This is a genomic window from Domibacillus indicus, from assembly GCF_000970685.1.
Classification (GTDB): Bacteria; Bacillota; Bacilli; order Bacillales; family Domibacillaceae; genus Domibacillus; species Domibacillus indicus.
This window is the reverse complement of the sequence record NZ_LAJB01000007.1, coordinates 80,012-99,353: the sequence shown is the minus strand read 5'-3', so window position 1 is coordinate 99,353 and position 19,342 is coordinate 80,012. Positions and strand designations below refer to the sequence as shown.

The 19,342-nt window shown below is 42.0% G+C and carries 20 protein-coding genes; 13 read left to right on the top strand and 7 right to left on the bottom strand.

All coding sequences use genetic code 11. The features are described from left to right. The first annotated feature begins 11 nt into the window (after positions 1 to 11). Positions 12 to 572, top strand: coding sequence for a glycerol-3-phosphate responsive antiterminator (locus VP98_RS08630; RefSeq protein WP_046174977.1), 561 nt, complete (start codon positions 12 to 14; stop codon positions 570 to 572). Between the two features lie 204 nt (positions 573 to 776). On the opposite strand, the gene VP98_RS08620 is transcribed toward VP98_RS08630, so the two are convergent. Next, entirely contained in the window at positions 777 to 1,541 is a 765-nt protein-coding gene (locus VP98_RS08620) for a polyphosphate kinase 2 family protein (protein WP_046174975.1), read from the bottom strand. Between the two features lie 240 nt (positions 1,542 to 1,781). Between VP98_RS08620 and VP98_RS08615 the strand changes: the two genes are divergently transcribed. The 7 genes from VP98_RS08615 to VP98_RS08585 all read left to right on the top strand — a co-directional run bounded on the left by VP98_RS08615 (position 1,782) and on the right by VP98_RS08585 (position 8,804). Beyond that, positions 1,782 to 2,606, top strand: a complete 825-nt coding sequence (locus VP98_RS08615) for an MIP/aquaporin family protein (protein WP_046174974.1) — start codon at positions 1,782 to 1,784, stop codon at positions 2,604 to 2,606. Next, a complete protein-coding gene (gene glpK, locus VP98_RS08610; RefSeq protein ID WP_046174973.1) occupies positions 2,607 to 4,097 on the top strand; it encodes a glycerol kinase GlpK in 1,491 nt (496 codons plus the stop codon). 152 nt (positions 4,098 to 4,249) lie between these two features. Beyond that, positions 4,250 to 5,872, top strand: coding sequence for a glycerol-3-phosphate dehydrogenase/oxidase (locus VP98_RS08605; RefSeq protein ID WP_046174972.1), 1,623 nt, complete (start codon positions 4,250 to 4,252; stop codon positions 5,870 to 5,872). A 53-nt stretch (positions 5,873 to 5,925) separates the two neighbouring features. Beyond that, entirely contained in the window at positions 5,926 to 6,867 is a 942-nt protein-coding gene (gene miaA, locus VP98_RS08600; RefSeq protein ID WP_046174971.1) for a tRNA (adenosine(37)-N6)-dimethylallyltransferase MiaA, read from the top strand. Between the two features lie 43 nt (positions 6,868 to 6,910). Further along, on the top strand, positions 6,911 to 7,144 hold the full coding sequence (hfq, locus tag VP98_RS08595; RefSeq protein ID WP_046174970.1) for an RNA chaperone Hfq: 234 nt from the start codon (positions 6,911 to 6,913) through the stop codon (positions 7,142 to 7,144). A 78-nt stretch (positions 7,145 to 7,222) separates the two neighbouring features. Further along, positions 7,223 to 8,131 carry an AAA family ATPase gene (locus VP98_RS08590; RefSeq protein ID WP_046174969.1) on the top strand — a complete coding sequence of 303 codons (909 nt, stop codon included), beginning with the start codon at positions 7,223 to 7,225 and terminating at the stop codon, positions 8,129 to 8,131. Between the two features lie 37 nt (positions 8,132 to 8,168). Further along, positions 8,169 to 8,804: a TetR/AcrR family transcriptional regulator gene (locus VP98_RS08585; RefSeq protein ID WP_046174968.1), complete on the top strand. Its 636-nt coding sequence runs from the start codon at positions 8,169 to 8,171 to the stop codon at positions 8,802 to 8,804. A 51-nt stretch (positions 8,805 to 8,855) separates the two neighbouring features. Here the strand turns inward: VP98_RS08585 and VP98_RS08580 are convergent, their stop codons facing one another. After that, positions 8,856 to 9,458 (bottom strand): trimeric intracellular cation channel family protein, encoded by a 603-nt coding sequence (locus VP98_RS08580; RefSeq protein WP_046175466.1) that lies wholly within the window; start codon positions 9,456 to 9,458, stop codon positions 8,856 to 8,858. 155 nt (positions 9,459 to 9,613) lie between these two features. Between VP98_RS08580 and VP98_RS08575 the strand changes: the two genes are divergently transcribed. The 3 genes from VP98_RS08575 to glnA all read left to right on the top strand — a co-directional run bounded on the left by VP98_RS08575 (position 9,614) and on the right by glnA (position 12,764). Further along, a complete protein-coding gene (locus VP98_RS08575) occupies positions 9,614 to 10,876 on the top strand; it encodes a methionine gamma-lyase family protein (protein WP_046175465.1) in 1,263 nt (420 codons plus the stop codon). A gap of 110 nt (positions 10,877 to 10,986) precedes the next feature. Further along, positions 10,987 to 11,382 carry a MerR family transcriptional regulator gene (locus VP98_RS08570; RefSeq protein WP_046174967.1) on the top strand — a complete coding sequence of 132 codons (396 nt, stop codon included), beginning with the start codon at positions 10,987 to 10,989 and terminating at the stop codon, positions 11,380 to 11,382. 47 nt (positions 11,383 to 11,429) lie between these two features. Continuing rightward, positions 11,430 to 12,764 carry a type I glutamate--ammonia ligase gene (glnA, locus tag VP98_RS08565; protein WP_046174966.1) on the top strand — a complete coding sequence of 445 codons (1,335 nt, stop codon included), beginning with the start codon at positions 11,430 to 11,432 and terminating at the stop codon, positions 12,762 to 12,764. 110 nt (positions 12,765 to 12,874) lie between these two features. On the opposite strand, the gene VP98_RS08560 is transcribed toward glnA, so the two are convergent. The 3 genes from VP98_RS08560 to VP98_RS08555 all read right to left on the bottom strand — a co-directional run bounded on the left by VP98_RS08560 (position 12,875) and on the right by VP98_RS08555 (position 14,520). Beyond that, positions 12,875 to 13,834, bottom strand: coding sequence for a tyrosine-type recombinase/integrase (locus VP98_RS08560; protein WP_231584151.1), 960 nt, complete (start codon positions 13,832 to 13,834; stop codon positions 12,875 to 12,877). 6 nt (positions 13,835 to 13,840) lie between these two features. After that, positions 13,841 to 14,008 carry an Arm DNA-binding domain-containing protein gene (locus VP98_RS19245; RefSeq protein WP_231584150.1) on the bottom strand — a complete coding sequence of 56 codons (168 nt, stop codon included), beginning with the start codon at positions 14,006 to 14,008 and terminating at the stop codon, positions 13,841 to 13,843. A gap of 188 nt (positions 14,009 to 14,196) precedes the next feature. Next, positions 14,197 to 14,520 carry an ImmA/IrrE family metallo-endopeptidase gene (locus tag VP98_RS08555; protein ID WP_082087899.1) on the bottom strand — a complete coding sequence of 108 codons (324 nt, stop codon included), beginning with the start codon at positions 14,518 to 14,520 and terminating at the stop codon, positions 14,197 to 14,199. A gap of 526 nt (positions 14,521 to 15,046) precedes the next feature. On the opposite strand from VP98_RS08555, the gene VP98_RS08550 reads away from it, so the two are divergent. Continuing rightward, positions 15,047 to 17,497, top strand: a complete 2,451-nt coding sequence (locus VP98_RS08550; RefSeq protein WP_046174965.1) for a hypothetical protein — start codon at positions 15,047 to 15,049, stop codon at positions 17,495 to 17,497. 64 nt (positions 17,498 to 17,561) lie between these two features. Continuing rightward, entirely contained in the window at positions 17,562 to 18,419 is an 858-nt protein-coding gene (locus VP98_RS08545; protein WP_046174964.1) for a hypothetical protein, read from the top strand. 114 nt (positions 18,420 to 18,533) lie between these two features. On the opposite strand, the gene VP98_RS19240 is transcribed toward VP98_RS08545, so the two are convergent. Both VP98_RS19240 and VP98_RS08540 read right to left on the bottom strand, forming a co-directional pair. After that, the gene (locus tag VP98_RS19240; RefSeq protein WP_331428620.1) at positions 18,534 to 18,578 is read right to left on the bottom strand and encodes an excalibur calcium-binding domain-containing protein; all 45 of its coding nucleotides are present in this window, start codon (positions 18,576 to 18,578) and stop codon (positions 18,534 to 18,536) included. Between the two features lie 65 nt (positions 18,579 to 18,643). Then, positions 18,644 to 19,276, bottom strand: coding sequence for a thermonuclease family protein (locus VP98_RS08540; RefSeq protein ID WP_052712195.1), 633 nt, complete (start codon positions 19,274 to 19,276; stop codon positions 18,644 to 18,646). Between the last annotated feature and the right edge of the window lie 66 nt (positions 19,277 to 19,342).

Here is a 19,342-nt window from a genome sequence, read left to right as displayed (position 1 = left end):
GAGGTGGCGTGATGTCAGTTAACGGGCAGGTTGTTTTGCCGGCGATCCGGTCAATGAAAGATTTTGAGAAAATGCTGGAAATGAGTTATCAATACGGCGTGTTTTTAGATTTGCACATCGGGCAGGTAAAAAGCGTGCTTGAGCTTGCGAGGCAAAATGGAAAAAATATGTTTGTTCATTTAGATTTGATCAGCGGACTTGCCGGCGACGAGCATGGAGTTGAATTTATTGCCCGATACGCGAGGCCGTACGGCATTATTTCAACAAAAGGAAGTGCTCTGGTCAAAGCAAAGCAAAAAGGGCTGGCGGCCACACAGCGTGCATTTATTCTTGATTCAAATGCAGTAAACCGAAGCGTGCGGCTTGCCGAAAAAGCAGACCCTGACTATATTGAGGTGTTGCCAGGAGTTGCCCCGAAAATTATTGAACTGATGCGCAGCAAAACGGGAAAGCCGGTGTTTGCTGGCGGGTTAATTGAAACGAAAGAAGAAGCAGAAGCGGCAATTAAAGCAGGGGCTTCCGCAGTTACCACGTCAAACGTTGAGCTGTGGAAAGAATTTGCCAAAAGGTAGGGAAAGCGGAGCTGCCTGGCTGCGCTTTCAGACTGTTGACAAACGCTTGCTTTTGGCGTCACTTGCCGCCTGTGAATGCTCACGACCCCAGGAGGTCACTCCGCTTCCCAGCCGCCGGCGTTCCTGGAAAGCCAAACGTTTTCAACCAGCCTGCTTTCTAATTCTGTTTACATTCTCAAAGCGCAGCCGCCTGGCTGCGCTTTTTTAGCCTGCACCGAAAAGCCGGTAGTCAGGAAGCGGCAGTTCCATTTGAATTAAAGCCTGCTCAATATGGGCAACGGCTCTTTTCAATACAGCAACCCGGGCATATTTTTTGTCGTTTCCTTCGATAACATACCAGGGTGCATAGGAGGAGTCCGTCTTTTGAAGCATTTCCTCCGCAGCTTTTACATACTGTTCCCACTTTTCTCGATTCCGCCAGTCTTCATCGGTAATTTTCCAGCGCTTCAACGGATTTTGCTGGCGTTCTTCAAATCTGCGCAGCTGTTCATTTTTTGAAATCTGCACCCAGAATTTCATCATTATGTATCGTTCATCAGTTAATGATTTTTCGAATGCATTGATTTCATCATACGCGCGTTGCCATTCAGCATCCCTGGCATAGCCTTCAATCCGTTCAACAAGCACGCGTCCATACCAGGAACGGTCGAAGATAGCGATCTGTCCGTGCTGGGGGAGTTTTCTCCAAAACCGGTGCATATAGTGGTAGCGCAGCTCGTGCGGCTGGGGAGCTGAAATGGGGTGAACGATTACACCGCGCGGGTCGAGCTGTTCATTCATTCGCTTAATGGCCCCGCCCTTGCCGGCCGCGTCCATTCCTTCAAAAGCCATAATCAGCCCGATCTTTTCCTGAAACAATGTTTGCTGCAGGGCAAGCAGGCGCCGCTGATATTTTTCGAGCTCTGTTTTGTATTCTTTTTTGTCTGTTAATTGTTTATCCTGTTTTAACTCTTCCAGCTTAATATCCATTACTATTCCCCCTTTGTTTCCTTATACCCGTTATTCCCTTTCTTCAACAATAAAAAATAATTGACAACGCTTCCAAATGCCGTTATGATAAACAACAAGTTCATAAATTTGTGACCGAGAACATGGAGACTCACATTGACACCTTTACAGGGGATCAGTGTGAGTTTTTTTCGTTCCCGCCTTTAATGTGATCCGGGGCACATCAAAAGGCAAAAATCAAGAAGAAGGGATGAGGGTGAAATGACACCATTTATGGGGGAATTAATTGGAACGGCAATGCTTATTGTGTTAGGGGCAGGTGTGTGTGCGAATACAAGCTTGAAAAAATCATTTGCAAACGGCGGAGGCTGGATTGTTATTGCGTTTGGCTGGGGACTTGCTGTTGCAATGGCCGTTTACGCAGTTGGCGGAGTAAGCGGAGCCCATTTAAATCCAGCGGTTACCATTGCCCTTGCCATTACAGGTTCGTTTCCATGGACGGATGTTGTATTATATATAACAGCACAAATGATTGGTGCTGTTATCGGTTCTGCTGTTGTGTTCCTGCATTTCCTGCCGCACTGGAAAGAAACAGAAGATGCAGGGGTTAAGCTGGGAGTTTTCGCTACTTCACCGGCAGTTGACCGCCCCTATGCCAACATAATCAGTGAGGCGATCGGAACGTTTGTATTGATTCTCGGATTATTGACAATCGGCGCTAATAAATTTTCCGATGGTTTAAATCCGCTGATTGTCGGCTTTTTAATCATTGCAATCGGCCTGTCACTCGGAGGCACAACGGGATATGCGATTAATCCAGCCCGGGATCTTGGACCGCGGATTGCTCACTTCATGCTTCCAATTCCCGGAAAAGGCAGGTCCAATTGGAGATATGCGTGGATTCCTGTAGCCGGTCCGATTATCGGCGCCGTACTTGCCGCGTTTTTCTATAAAGGGTTTTTTCTGAACGAAGGAGCCGGTGCATTTTATGCTGCACTGGCGGTATCTGCCGGCCTGGTAATGATAATAAAACTGGTATCAGCAGGTACAGCTGTTCAGCTGCATATAAATAAGGGGGACTTTTAAATGGAAAAGTATATTATGTCAATCGATCAAGGAACAACAAGCTCACGCGCCATTTTATTTAATAAGAAAGGCGAAATTGTTCACTCGGCACAAAAAGAATTTAAGCAGTACTTTCCAAATCCGGGCTGGGTAGAGCATGATGCCAATGAAATTTGGGCTTCTGTTTTATCCTGTATGGCAACCGTACTAAGTGAGGTTGATATTCACGCAGAGCAGGTTGAAGCAATTGGAATTACAAACCAGCGTGAAACAGCGGTCATTTGGGATAAAGAAACCGGCCGGCCGATTTACCACGCGGTAGTCTGGCAGTCTCGCCAGACAGCGGACATTTGTGCAGATTTGAAAGAAAAAGGCCATGAGCCGGTATTTCGTGAGAAAACAGGGCTGCTTATTGATCCCTATTTTTCCGGCACGAAAGTAAAATGGCTGTTAGATAATGTGGAAGGAGCACGAGGTCGCGCAGAAAAAGGAGAACTATTATTTGGAACAATTGATACATGGCTTATTTGGAAGCTGACCGGCGGAAAAGCACATGTAACCGATTATTCCAACGCATCTCGCACGCTGATGTTCAATATTCACACGCTTGAATGGGATGAGAAGCTGCTCGACATCCTAACGGTTCCAAAGCAAATGCTGCCGGAGGTTCGCCCTTCCTCCGAGGTTTATGGCACGACCGCTTCTTACCACTTTTTCGGCCAGGAAGTTCCGGTTGCCGGTGCGGCGGGTGATCAGCAGGCTGCTTTATTTGGACAAGCCTGCTTTGATAAAGGCATGGCTAAAAACACATATGGAACCGGCTGCTTTATGCTGATGAATACTGGCGAAAGAGCAGTAAAATCAGAGCATGGCCTGCTCACCACCATTGCCTGGGGGGTTGATGGCAAAGTAGAATATGCGCTCGAAGGCAGTATTTTCGTAGCAGGCTCTGCCATTCAATGGCTTCGAGACGGAATGCGGATGATTAAGGAGGCAGCGGACAGCGAGCAGTATGCTGAGCGGGTTGAGTCAACCGATGGCGTTTATGTGGTGCCGGCTTTTGTCGGGCTTGGAACACCGTACTGGGAAAGTGATGTACGGGGTGCAGTCTTCGGTTTAACACGCGGAACAGACAAGGAACATTTTATTCGGGCAGTACTTGAGTCTCTTGCTTATCAAACAAAGGATGTGCTTGAAGCCATGGAGGCAGATTCAGGCATTGCGCTAAAAACGCTTCGCGTGGATGGCGGAGCTGTCATGAACGCTTTTTTAATGCAGTTTCAAAGCGATATGCTGGCTGTGCCAGTTGAACGGACACAAATTAACGAAACAACAGCTCTTGGATCAGCTTATCTGGCAGGACTGGCGGTCGGTTTCTGGAACAATCGTTCCGAGATTGCGCAAAACTGGCAGGTAGCCCGCACGTTTGAGCCGAACATGAACGAAGAAAAGCGCGAAAAGCTGTACAGCGGCTGGAAAAAAGCCGTTAAAGCGGCTATTGCATTTCAATAACAGCAATGATAAAATAGAATCAAGTTAATATATTGTCCGGAGAAATAGGAGAGACCTGAAAGCAAGGCAGCAAAAGCTGTTTTGTTCTTTCAGGTCTCTTTTTGCTTATTCGGGGTATAAAAAAAGAGACCAGCATAAGGGGATGACTTTCAATGAGTTTTACAAATTATGAGCGTGCAGAACAAATTAAAGCACTGCAGGCAGAACAATTCGATGTGCTTGTTATCGGCGGCGGCATTACCGGCGCAGGAATCGCTCTTGATGCATCGATGCGCGGCATGAAAACCGCTTTAGTGGACATGCAGGATTTTGCGGCAGGCACGTCCAGCCGTTCAACAAAATTGGTTCATGGGGGTCTGCGTTATTTAAAGCAGTTTGAAGTCAAAATGGTCGCGGAGGTCGGAAAAGAACGGGCGATTGTTTACGAAAACGGCCCTCATGTTACGACGCCGGAGTGGATGCTGCTTCCGTTTCATGAGGGCGGCACGTTCGGTCCGCTTTCAACTTCACTGGGCCTTCGGGTTTATGACTTTTTAGCAGGGGTGAAGCGGTCAGAACGCCGGAAAATGTTTTCTGCGGAGGAAACCCTTCAAAAGGAGCCGCTTGTAAAAAAAGAAGGACTAAAAGGGGGAGGTTACTACGTAGAATACCGAACGGATGATGCGCGACTGACAATAGAGGTAATGAAAAAAGCTGCTGAAAAAGGAGCGATTTGCTTAAACTATGTAAAAGCAGATGGGTTTACGTATGAAAAGGGCAAAGTGACCGGCATTAAAGCAGTTGACCAGCTGACAAAAGAGCCGCTGGCCATCTCTGCTGCAAAAGTGATTAACGCAGCAGGTCCCTGGGTTGATGAAGTGCGAAAAAAAGACGGCAGTGAAAATGGAAAGCACCTGCGCCTGACAAAAGGGGTGCATATTGTGCTTGATGAGTCCGTTTTCCCGCTGCACCAGGCTGTGTATTTTGATACACCCGATAAACGGATGGTATTTGCGATTCCGCGTGAAGGAAAAACATATGTTGGCACAACAGATACATTTTATAACACAGATCCGATCCGGCCGGACGTAACAGAAGAAGACCGCGGCTATTTATTGGATGCCATCCGGTTTATGTTTCCTCAGGTTCGTGTAACGGAGAGAGACATCGAATCATCCTGGGCTGGAGTCCGCCCGCTTATTTATGAAGAAGGAAAAGATCCCTCTGAAATATCCCGAAAAGACGAAATCTGGGAAACGGAATCCGGCTTGCTGACCATTGCCGGCGGAAAATTAACCGGCTACCGGAAAATGGCTGAGACGATAGTCGACCGGGTGGCACAGCGGCTGAAAGAGGAAAAAGGCATTTTATACAGCCCTTCTGAAACAAAGCAACTGCCGATTTCAGGAGGTGACGTAGGAGGCTCGGACGGCTTCCCGGCTTATATCAAATCAAAAGCAGCAGCCGGTGCTGCGAAAGGCTTTACAGAAGCTGAAGCGGAAAAAATCGTGCGTATGTATGGCTCAAATGCCGAAAAACTATTTTCTTATAACGAGAAAAGTGAACTTCCTACAATTTTGAATGCACAGCTCCTGTATGCAATCAACGAAGAAATGGCCTACACGCCAGCTGACTTTTTTATACGCCGAACGGGAGCGCTGCTGTTTGATATTGAAACAGTTCTAGCATATAAGGAACAGGTTATCGAAAAAATGGCCCGGCTTTTCAATTGGACAGATGAAGAAAAAGCAAAACATGCCGCGGAGCTTGAAGCAGAAATCGCCGCCTGTTCGTAACAGCCGGTATCCGCTATAATAAGGATACTTATAAACAAAGGCTGTGAAACAACATGAAAAAAGATAAAGTGGCTGTCGTCATTGGACCGACAGCATCCGGTAAAACGGATTTAAGCATCCATTTAGCAAAGCGATTTGATGGAGAAGTGATCAGCGGGGATTCGATGCAGATTTACCGCGGTCTTTCGATTGGAACCGCAAAAGTAACCAGAGAAGAGATGGAGGGGGTTCCCCATCATTTAATTGATATTAAAAATCCGGATGAACCTTTTTCAGCTGCCGAGTTCCAGCAGCTTGCCCGTGAAAAAATCGCTGATATTAACGCACGGGGAAAACTGCCGATTATTTGCGGCGGCACCGGCCTCTATATTCAATCTGTTCTGTATGACTACCAATTTAGCGAGGACGGCACGGATGAAACAGTCCGTAAAGAGCTTGAAGCAGAAGCGCAAAAAATCGGACCCGGGGCACTGTATGAACAATTAAAGGGAGTGGACCCGGAAGCCGCTGCTTCTTTTCATCCGAACAATGTAAGACGGACTATCCGGGCTCTTGAAATTTACCGGCTGAAGGGTGAGCCGGCGTCCAAACAAAAGCGGCTTGCAGCACCGGATGAAAAGTATGAAAATGCAATGATCGGCTTAACAATGGACCGGGCTGTTTTGTATGATAGGATTAACCGGCGGGTTGACCTTATGATTGAGGCAGGTCTTATAGAGGAAGCAAGATGGCTGTTTGAAATGAAGCTAAAAAACGCGCCGGCGGTTCAGGCAATCGGCTATAAAGAGCTTTTTCCATATTTGCGCGGCGAGCAGACGCTTGAAGAAGCGGCGGCAGTGTTAAAACAAAATTCGCGCCGTTACGCCAAACGCCAGCTGACCTGGTTCCGCAATAAAATGGATATTAACTGGTTTGATGTAACCGATGAACGGACACGAGATGAAAAAAAACAACAAATTTGCTCACTGCTGGCAGGAAAGCTGAATATAAGGTAGAATTAGTAATAATGGATTGAGATAGAAAGAGGAGGAACGAAGCATGAAACAGCCGATTAACATTCAAGACCAGTTTTTGAACCAGCTGCGTAAGGAAAACACGATGGTTACTGTATTTTTATTGAATGGATTTCAATTGCGCGGCCTCATTAAAGGGTTCGATAACTTTACCGTTCTTGTGGAAACCGATGGCAAGCAGCAGCTTGTATTTAAGCACGCCATTTCAACATTTGCTCCTCAACGCAGTGTCAGCTTGAATTTTGAAGAACAGGAATAAGAAGCATCAAAGGGCCTGCTGAAAGCGGGTCTTTTTTTCGTATATGCGCATATCCTTCCTATAAAGGAGGGACGCCGCATGAAACAGACAAATAAAGAGGGCCGTATTCATGTCGTCCTGAATCCAAAAGAAAAGCCAGTACAAGCGGCAGAATGGCCGGATCAGCCAGAACATGGCCTTCTGCGCTCTATTGAACAGGAAATGGATACACTAATTGGGCTAAACGGTTTAAAAACTCTTGTACGAGAGCTTTATGCAGCCGCCTATATAAGCAAAAAGCGAATGGAAGCAGGAATTGAAACAAAGGGCCAGATGCTTCATATGTTGTTTACAGGCAATCCGGGAACCGGTAAAACAACGGCAGCACGGCTTATCGCTTCGATGTTTAAGCGGCTCGGCCTGTTAGAAAAGGGCCAGTTTATCGAAGCGGAACGGGCGGATCTTGTGGGGGAATACATTGGCCATACTGCTCAAAAAACACGTGATCTCGTGAAAAAAGCGCTTGGAGGGGTTCTGTTTATTGATGAAGCGTACTCGCTTGCGCGCGGCGGGGAAAAAGATTTTGGAAAAGAAGCAATTGATACGCTCGTCAAGCAAATGGAGGATCACCAAAACAGCTTTATTTTAATACTGGCCGGATATCCGCGCGAGATGGCGCATTTTTTGTCAATGAATCCCGGCCTCCAATCACGTTTTCCTCTTATTCACCACTTTCCTGACTATTCGGTAGATGAACTGCTGCAAATAGCAGAGGTGATTGCAGCAGAAAAGAAATACGAAATTGACCGGCACGGCCGGTATGCTTTAACCGCTATTATTGAACAGGAAAAACGGCACAGCGGGTTTCGATTTGCGAATGGCCGAAATATCCGGACACTTATTGAAAAGGCGGCACGGCGCCAGGCTCTCCGGTTAATGACACAGTCCATATATACGAAAAAAGATTTGAAATTGCTGAAAGGGGAGGATTTTCAATTGTCACCATAATGGCACATATGGTAAAATGTCGAAAAGGATGATGACAATGAAAAAAAAGCCCGTGAAAGAAAGAATCATTGAAACCGCTTTAATTATGTTTGAAACACATGGCTACCATGGTGTAACCGTCGATCAAATTGTGGATAAATGCGGTACATCAAAAGGCGGATTTTATCATAATTTCCGATCAAAGGATGAACTGCTGTATCATATACATGATGTGTTTATTTCGTATCTGCTGAATAAAGCCAAAGAATCCTACGATAAAGAAACCGATCCGGTCTCTAGAATGTGCGGCATAATTACGTCTTTTACTACAATATTTGATTTATATAAGCCGCATATCACGGTGTTTTACCAGGAAAGCACTTATTTAAAAGGCGACTTTGAAAAACAAATTAATGAAAAACGTGACCAGTACCGCCAGCTTCTTCTGCAAATTATCCGTGAAGGCCAGGAAAGCGGCGATTTTCGGCAGGAAGTTCCCGCGCAAATTTCCACCATGGCCATCATGGGAATGATTAACTGGATGTATAAATGGTTTAAAAAAGAAGGAGAGCTTTCGCTTGAAGAAATCGCCCGCATTTTCAATGATATGATGCTGCATTCGCTTTTAACCGAAGAGGCAATGGAAGCGGGAAAAGGCGACAAGTTTCTTTTAAAAACAGAGTCCGTCCAATAAGGAGGAGCTGTTTTTTTTTTTTGCAAAAAAAAACAGCCATAAAGGCGGCTGTTATAATTTAACGGTTCTTTTTGGCAAATGCCAGCCGTATTTATAGGAAATAATTCGAAGTACGGTTATAAACAGAAATAAAACAATAAGCTGTGCCGGTGTCTCAGCGCCGCCGACCGCAATAATGAGGCCGGCGAGTGCTGCCCATACCCCGTACACCTCATCGCGAAGCAAAGCCGGCTTTCTTTGTGCCAGAATGTCCCGGACAAGACCGCCGCCGCTTCCTGTTAATACCGCCGCCACTACCACCGCGCTAAGCGGATGATTCATTCCAGCCGCGTACAGAGCTCCCTGCACAGCAAAAGCAGCAAGCCCGATCGCATCAAAAAAATTCCCCCAAACCGGCCAGTGGCGAAGCAGGTTTTGCGGAAATAAAATAACCGCTGTAATGGAAAGCGCCGCAATCGTAAAAAACTCTCCCTGCTCCCATAAAGCAGAAACGGGCACGCCGATTAATAAATTCCGAATTGCCCCGCCGCCAAAGGCGGTAATCATTCCCAATATATAAATACCAAATAAGTCGTATTCTTCTTCCATTGCGACAATTGCGCCTGAAATCGCAAAGGCGACCGTGCCGATCACCGTGAAAACATCCCACGTAATATCCATTCCGAACCTTCCTTCATCCAAAATGTTTAATGTTCGGGTATTATTATAAACCATCCGCGTCCTTACAGCTACTTTTTCTTTCAAGAAAACAAGGATTTTGCTATGATAAAACAAGTGAAAAAGAAAGTAGGAGCGAGTACATGACAAGCATGTTTGATTTACTGAAAAATGGCTCTATCATTCGCGAAAAAGCGACCGGGGCCGAAACAAAAATTGCCGATATTCAACGGCAGATAGAAGAAACAGCGGAGTACAATCAGTTCCGCGTTCTGCAAAGCTTTCAAAAAAACCAGGTAAGCGACTTTCACTTCACCCCTTCAACGGGCTATGGATATGACGATGCAGGACGAGAAACGCTCGAAAACGTGTATGCCGATGTATTTGGCGGAGAAAGCGCGCTCGTCCGCCCGCAAATTATCTCCGGCACTCATGCCATTACGATTTCGTTATTCGGCATTTTGCGGCCGGGAGATGAATTGCTGTATATAACGGGCAAGCCATATGACACATTGGATGAAATTATTGGTGTTAACGGCCCTTCAAACGGTTCGCTTCGGGATTTCGGGATTACGTATAAGCATGTTGACCTGAATGAACAGGGCCGCCCGGATTTTGCGGGAATTCGAAGCAGTATCAATGAAAAAACAAAAATGATCGCGATTCAGCGGTCAAAAGGATACGCTGTCCGTCCTTCGTTTACAATAGAAGAAATAAAAGAAATGGTATCTTTCGTAAAAGAAATTAAACCGGACGCGGTCGTTTTTGTTGATAATTGCTACGGCGAGTTTGTAGAGCGGGCAGAACCGCTTCATGTCGGCGCTGACTTAATGGCCGGATCGCTTATTAAAAATCCGGGCGGCGGCCTCGCTAAAACGGGCGGGTACATTGCTGGCAAAAAACAGTTTGTAGAAAGCTGTTCTTATCGTATGACATCGCCGGGAATTGGTGCAGAAGCAGGGGCCAGCCTATACAGCCTGCAGGAAATGTATCAGGGGCTGTTTTTAGCACCCCATGTGGTTGCCCAAAGCTTAAAAGGAGCCGTTTTTACCGCTGCACTTCTCGAACAATTCGGGATGAAAGCTGTTCCTGCCTGGAACGAGCCGCGAACAGATTTGATTCAGGCAGTCCAGTTTGATGACCGCGATAAGATGGTCGCTTTTTGCCAGGCTATTCAATTTGCTTCGCCGGTAAATTCGCACGTAACGCCCCAGCCTGCTTATATGCCGGGATATGAGGATGATGTAATCATGGCAGCCGGCACCTTTGTTCAAGGAGCGAGTATTGAACTGACAGCGGACGGGCCGCTGCGCCCGCCTTATGCGGCTTATGTCCAGGGCGGGTTAACGTATGCGCATGTGAAAATTGCCATTACAAGCGCGGTGGACTCATTGATAGAATCCAAAAAAATCTGACAGCCTTTTAAAAAAATATAAATTAGTGTGATAAAAGGTAACACGATGTTGACAAATGAAATAACATGATTTATAGTAAGAGTATCAGATGATAAAGAGGAGGGGAGAACATGAGCAGCCAAATACGCCGGACGATGCCGCTTTTTCCAATGGGAACCGTAATGAAACTAACAGATTTAACCGCAAGGCAAATCCGCTATTATGAGCAGCATCATTTAATTACCCCGGATCGTTCTGATGGAAACCGGCGTCTCTATTCATTGAACGATATTGACCGTCTTCTTGAAGTGAAAGACCTTCTTGACCAGGGCATCAATATGGCCGGGATAAAAAAGATCCTGCTGAAAGACGAAACACAGGATGTTGAACTAGAAACAAAAGGTAGTGGCGTAAAATCGAAAAAAGAGTTCACCGACGAAGAACTGCGCAAGCTGCTTCGCAAGGAGTTAATTAATGCAGGGCGCTTCAATCGCTCTTCTGGAATGGACCGTCGGTTTTTCCACTAATCTTTTGCCATACAAGGTTTACATATTCGAGGAGGAATGGATAACAAATGGGTAAGTACACACGTGAAGACATTCAACGCTTAGCGAAAGAACAAGACGTAAAATACATTCGTCTTCAGTTCACAGACATTCTTGGCACAATCAAAAACGTAGAGATTCCTGTCAGCCAGCTTGACAAAGCGCTGGATAACAAAATGATGTTTGATGGATCTTCAATCGAAGGCTTCGTACGCATCGAAGAATCTGACATGCAGCTTTATCCGGATCTTGACACCTGGGTTGTATTCCCTTGGACGGCTGAAAAAGGAAAAGTAGCACGTTTAATTTGTGACATCTACACTCCTGAAGGCGAGCCATTCGCAGGCGATCCTCGCGCAAACTTAAAACGTGTATTAGAAGAAATGAAAGAGCTTGGATTCACAGATTTCAATCTTGGGCCTGAGCCGGAATTCTTCCTTTTCAAATTAGATGAAAAAGGTGAACCAACTCTTGAGCTAAACGATAACGGTGGATATTTCGACCTTGCGCCAACAGATCTTGGTGAAAACTGCCGCCGCGACATCGTTCTTGAGCTTGAAGAAATGGGCTTTGAAATTGAAGCTTCTCACCACGAAGTAGCACCAGGGCAGCACGAAATTGACTTTAAATACGCAGATGCTGTCACAGCTTGTGACAATATCCAAACATTTAAGCTGGTTGTTAAAACAATTGCCCGCAAGCACGGGCTGCACGCAACATTCATGCCAAAACCATTGTTCGGCGTAAACGGTTCTGGTATGCACATGAACTTGTCTTTATTCAAAGACGGTCAAAACGCATTCTTTGATGAAAGCGGCGAATTGAAACTTAGCGAAACAGCGTACCAGTTTATCGCAGGTACAGTGAAAAATGCAGAAGCATTCACAGCAATCTGCAACCCGACTGTTAACTCTTACAAACGCCTAGTTCCTGGCTACGAAGCACCTTGCTACGTTGCATGGTCCGGCCAAAACCGCAGCCCGTTGATCCGTATCCCGGCATCACGCGGAATGAGCACACGTGTAGAAGTACGTTCCGTTGACCCATCAGCGAACCCATACCTTGCAATGGCTGTACTTTTAAAAGCCGGCCTTGACGGTATCAAAAACAAAATGGAAGCTCCAGCTCCAGTAGACCGCAACATCTACGCGATGGATAAAGAAGAGCGCGAAGCAGAAGGCCTACGCGACCTTCCAGCTACGCTTGCTGCAGCACTTGAAGTGTTGAAGAAAAACGACACAATCAAAGACGCACTGGGCGAGCACATCCTTGAGCACTTCATCGAAGCAAAAGAAATCGAATGGGATATGTTCCGCACACAAGTACACCCTTGGGAGCGCGAACAGTACATGTCAATGTACTAAGAAACTCAACCCCTTGAGCCGTATGGCTTGGAGGGGTTTTTCTTTTGTGTAGATTTCTAGGGTTCGTGGTAAGGTTTTTAGAACCTTACCACATTTTGACCACGGATTTTTTACGATTCCTCTAATTCCTGCATATAGCTATCAAATCGATCCAAAGAACGGGATTCCATTTTCTTTGAAACATGAGCATATACGTCTGACGTAATTTGCATGAAACCATGGCCAAGTCTTTCTTGAACCATTTTCATGTCGGCTCCAGCTTCTAGCAGCATCACGGCATGTGTATGGCGAGTAGAATGTATGGGCAGTTTTGGTCCATCAATTTTCTTCAAACAACCATCAAAGGCATTAAATAATGTAGATTTAGGTAAATGCGATCCATCATCCCTACAAAGAACAAGGTTCAAGTCATGAAGGTATAAATCATCTAAATGCAGCTTGCGTTCATTTTGATATTTCAAGTGTGCCTGCAGTTCAGATAGAAGAGAAGAACGGATACTAATAATGCGATCTGAATGATAGGTCTTTGTTTGTCCAAATAGCTCATCACCTTCTTCAGGTTGAAAGTCCAACGAACGTTGAATATGGATGGTACCATCTTTCCAGTTAATATCTGACCATTGAAGGGCGGCTGCTTCACCTTTACACATACCGGTTTCAAATAGGACTTTGAAATATAAACCGTATATATGGCCGCGTTTATATGCTTCTTTAAGAAAAAGGGGCACTAGCTCTGGTTCTAAATATTTGAGCCTTTTCACTTCACGCTTGCTGATCTGCACATGTTCACATGGATTCTTTTCTACATACCCATTTATTACTGCTCGTTTGTAGGCTTGGTATACTGCATTATGAATACGTCGTGCAGTTTCAGTGGAGAGTCCTTCTTCTATTTTGCTGTCTATAAATTTTTGATATATCATCGGCTTTACATCTTTTAAATCCATATGACCGAAACGAGGAATAGCGTGCTTTTCGATTGCATTGCGATAAGTCCTATATGTATTAGGACGCTTCTTATCTTTTACATACTGAGCAAGCCATTCATACATATAAAAAGCAAAATTCATTTCACCTTACTCAATGCCGTTTAACAATTCACGCTCTTTTTTAGCAGCCGCTAACTGTGCTTCTTTCTTAGTTTTAAACCCGCTTTTTGAAACCTCCATCCATTCATCTGCATCTTCATGTTTAAAACGAACCCGATACTGCCAAACGCTACCGATCTTACGAAAACTAGCCATAGTCGTTCACTCCTTTGTTTATATCATTTAATGCATGGCAGGATGATTCAATATATAAATCAATACAAACACTCCTGGTAACTATCCATAAACAGCAATGAATCATACAAAACATAAAAGGGATTTACACCTTTATGTATAAAAATGTTTTAACGAAACTCCTATTCGGAATATATGTTCTTTTGGAGTTAAAAAAATATATGGTTAACCCATTGATCAAGTCGAGCAGCCGCAAAAGAAGGAGTCACATGAAAGACATCCATGACTTTTAAAATGGCTTCTTGCTTAGAAGAAGGAAGCTCTATATTCTGGAGCATGAAACCAGGTATACAGAAGTACAACGCAAAATGGCTTGCTTGCCATTCCTGCAGCATTCTAAAATCTTTGGGAAGTATGTATTGATTTCCAACGTGGCGAAGTATATGTGCCAGTTCATGAGCAAATTCCTGCCACTGAAGGGAAGGAGAAAGGGATTCATTTAATAAAATAATTAATTGAGAGCCTACTTCCATACCCTTGCTGGTGCCAGATATGTATTCTACGCTAATACCTATTCGTGATGCAATTAACTCGATATCTAATTACGCAGGCCGAAAGATATCGATTTTCAAATAAAGTGCTTCTACAAATTCTTCAAGATGCGTTTTTGTGCAGACCAAAATAACCGCCTCTTTTTCGATTTATAAATATGGGAATATATGTTTGTTTAAAAGTATACAATAAAAAATCTCTCAATAAAAGACATAAGCTTAATTTTGGCATAATTCATACAGAGAATAACTGTTTTAGATGTTATTCAATCTCTTCTATATTAAAACAGATGATTAGTACATAATACCGTTTAAGAAGAGATACATTTATCAAATTATTGAGTATATAGAACTATTCTTGTGATAAAATAAAAAAGTGATTTAAGATGGAAGTATTTATTTGGTGTGTTTAAAGTATTGGATAAGTACTGTTCTTTAATTAAATGAAAGCAATAACAAAAATTACACGTAGAGTTGGTTTTATAAAATTAAAAAAGTAGGTGCAAAAATGTTAAAAAAACTTTTTGAAAGTAAAGTAAAAGAGCAGATTTTCGATTCGGTTAGGGAGCGAAAAAACTCTGGGAGCGAGAGCGAGCAGTTGAATCGTAGTAATAAAGAATACTATAGTGTTTCGTCCGAAATTATTTATAGATTAGTAGAGTTAACAAAAAGTGTTTTGAATAACTCAGTATTACATACCGAAGACATTCCAGAGAAAAAAGTATCTAATGTAGTAAGTACTTATGGTATCGAACAAACTGAAATTGTTGCACTGTATGATACAACACTTTTTAAATCTGGAAAAGATGGAATTGTTTTATGTGAATACTGCATATGTTATAAACACGCTTTTGGTTCCGCATTGAAAGTGAATTTCAAGGATTTAGTCAAATCAGGAATAAACAGCAATAATCAACAGCTATACGTGGAAGGAAATATCTATGATTTAAAGACAGAGGAATTTACTTTATTTTTTAAACTATTGAAAGATTTGCTTTTAGAAGAAGATCAATACTTGAACAGCATTTATACGGATTATGTTATAAACACTCTAAATACACTTAAAGATAAAATTGAACAAAAACTTTATACTGAAGCTGAAGAAAAATATATTTCTTTAGAAAATATTATTGTTAATAAGGATAAAAATTACCGTGCAACCCTTAATTTTTATGGGTTTTTAATCAAAATAGAGCAAGCTAATTTTGAAGAGGCATATAAAAATTTATCAAATTTAAAGGAATTAGGAGAATGGGAAGAAAGTAGACTTGGAAAATTAAAAGAAATATTTGATTCAAAGAAAGCTCGACATGAATTTATACAGTTAAAAGAACAAAAGGAAATCTGCATAAAAGAAAATCAGTTTGACCAAGCCATTATTCTTGTAGTTGAGCAAAAAAAGTTAGGTGTCAAATCGATTGAACAATTAGATGAAGAGATTAAAAATATCGAATTTTTAAAAGGTGAGTATATTTGTTCACTTGAATCGGCTATTTTAGAAAAAATAAAAACTGAAGAATATTCAAAGGTGTTACTTATTATTGAAGAATTAAATAATATAAATCCTACTAAACAATATGAGGAGTATTATATACAGGCAAAGATCGGCCTTTATGCATTTGAAGAAGTAGAGGCAAAAATAGCTGCTATTGAAAAAACAGATAAAAAATTAGCAGCGAAATTGGAACAAAGTCTTCAAAAAACGAAAATGAATATTTCTAATATTATCCATGAGACAGTTCGTAATAAAAATTATACCTTTTTTCAAAATTATCCTGATTTAAAAGGAGTTAAAGATAATTGGGGGATGACACCTTTAATGCATTTTATTGTGCAACGAGATGTGAAAGGTGTTCAACTTTTAGCAGATACATATAATTCAAACGATCGCAATATACTTGGACATAGTACATTAAACTTAGTAAGTATGGATGCAGAAGATGATTTTATAATAAGCGCCCTCGAAATCCTAGATTATGATCTGATTCAAATGTTAAGAGAGCTTAAAAATAAAGGTTTAAAAAATAAAGTTGGCAATTTCTTAATTAAGGGTGTAGATTCGATTAATTCTAATGTTGGCAATTTGACTGTAATGAGTGCAACTTCAGAAATGGAGGTTAGCATAAATAATTCACTTGAAGAATATCAACGCAAAGTAGAAATTTATGTGCAGGAGTTATTAACCAAAAACCAAAATGAATATATGAAATATTTGCTACATCCAAAAACTTCTAAAGAAGAATACGAAAAGCTATTATTACAAAAACAAAAGCTTGAAAGTGAATTAGAAATTTATGTTAAAAGCAAACTAAAAGTAGAGAATTCATTTGAAGGAAAATTTGAAGCCCTAAAAAATAGTAAATTAGATAGCATCTTGTATGAAGCTGCGAGTATTGAAATGGGTGAAAAAGATGAATTTGAAACTTCATCTGAATTTGAAATCCGTAAAAGAACACGAGCAGAAGAATTAAAATCTGCTTATAATGACAATCCTTATATTAGAAAGCAATTAAATATCCTTGAACAAGAAATAAAAGTAACAATCACGAAAGATCTAAGCAATCTAACAACCGCTATTGAATCACGTGAAAAAATGTTGAATTCCATTAAAAGAGAGACTGAAAATATACAACATCATCTAAACAATCAATTTGATGCAAGTGAAGTAGTAAATTACTATTATCAATCCTACATCTCAGAAATAGAAATTGGTTTATACGATGCAGATACAGAAACTTTTAAGATGCTAGTCGGTAATCAAGAGAAGAACATTAAAGTATCACGCCCAATTGCAAAAGAATTTAAAATGCAGTTTGCTGATTTAAGGCCTGTACACAAGATGCAAATAACAAATCAAAATGATAAAAAAGAAATGAAGCATTATTTTTCATATGAATTTAAGGGTGAACATATCATGATCCCTTTTTTAGTCTCTTTCTACCAGAACTCTTTAGATTAAAATAAACTTTTTAATTATATAAAAATCTAATCGAGATAGAGAAACGCTAGGAGGTAATAATTACATGTCTAATAATGAAAAAACGTCAAACTCCGTAGAAATTATTGTATCCAATGCAATGAAGTTACCAGGAGTTAAAGTAAACCGAAAAGAATTTCTCGCAAAAACTTTAGCTAACCATATTAGTTCAGAGAAATTGAGTGTTGTGTTGGAAAAAGGACCTATTGAAGCGGGGATGGATCCCTATAAAATAAATAAGATTGCAAAATCTCTGATTGAAAAGAGAACTCTTCAAAGTTCCGGTGCGTCTTTTACAGTTGGCTTGCCAGGAGGTATTGCGATGGCAGCGACAATTCCGGCGGACACTGCACAGTTTTTTGGCGTTGCATTACGCCTAGCTCAAGAACTGGCATATCTTTTTGGCTACAAGGACTTGTGGGAAGATGAAGAACTTGACTTAGATCGAGTAAGAGGGGAACTAATGCTATTCTTAGGGGTCATGTTTGGCGTTGGAGGATCAACTTCAGCACTAAAAGTACTGTCTTCCAAAATATCAGAACAGGTGTTAAAAAAGTTACCGCAAAAGGCATTAACTAAGACTGTTTATTATCCAATTATTAAAAAAATAGCTGCTGCTATAGGAATAAAAATAACAAAGGAATCATTTGCAAAAGGTGTTTCGAAAGCAGTTCCACTTTTAGGAGGGGCAATATCAGGCGGGTTAACATATGCTTCGATGAAAAAGATGGGGAACCGTCTAAGAAATACTTTAACTGACTCAATTGATTACTCTAAAGAAGACTTGAAAAAAGACCTTGAAGAGATGAAGAAAGAGATGCCAGATGTAATTGATGCTGAATTTGTTGAGATAGAAGAACAAATTTTTGATGAAGAGAACTCAGATAACAAAGGTAAGGATTAAGTAACGAAAAGAAATTAAAGATTAATTAGGGGTATTTGCTTAAGCATAGCCAATAAGTAAAAGCCGTATCAGTTATCAAGCTGATGCGGCTTTTGTTTCAGCACAATTGTATTCCTATCTTTCACAAGCCCAGCCATCTTTATCACGGTCATGCTTCACCTCGTAAGCAGGAGGGACTTTCTTAACCCCCGTTTGGGTATTTTTTACGCAGCTCTGTGCAGTTCTTAAAACGACTCTTTTGTAGGAGCCGGAGCCGGTTTAGGCGCTGATTTTGGAACAGGCTTTGGAGCCGGCGCTGGCTTCTTTGTTGGGACACAGCCACCATTTGTTGCATTTTTGCTAGACCAGATTCCGCTCTTTGCTTTCGCTTCAACAGCTTTCAATTCATCAAGATATTGTGTATTTGGTGGATAAACGGCAATACGAGCGAGACCATTCTGCAGCAATAATTTTTTGAACATAGTTTCATTTATATACACATAGGTGAGAAGGCGGCCGTATTTATCACGTTGTTGAACACCAAGCTCAATGCTGACAGTTTTGCTTTTATCTAATAAGTACTTCTTTGTGTAAGCAGTAGCTTCAGGGCCATACAACTGAACACATTTGTCAGGGTGTTTTGTTTCTAGTGTATCAATCAAGATCACACAAACGGTTTCGACTTTACCGTTATAAGTAACTTTAACGGTATCACCATCAACCACCTCATTAACAGTCACTTTAGTGGCTGTTTTAGGCAAGGCAGCTTCAGCTATTTGGGTTGGCTCGTTATTGAAAGTCGGTGTGAAAGATCCTGCAAGCAATGAGAAAAACAAAAGGGACGCGGCAAAAGGCTTTAAGAATTTCTTCTGTAACACGGTTATTCTCCTTTTTTAATAAAATAACATTTTTTACCTTATTTTCCTACAAAAAAAGGCATTTTA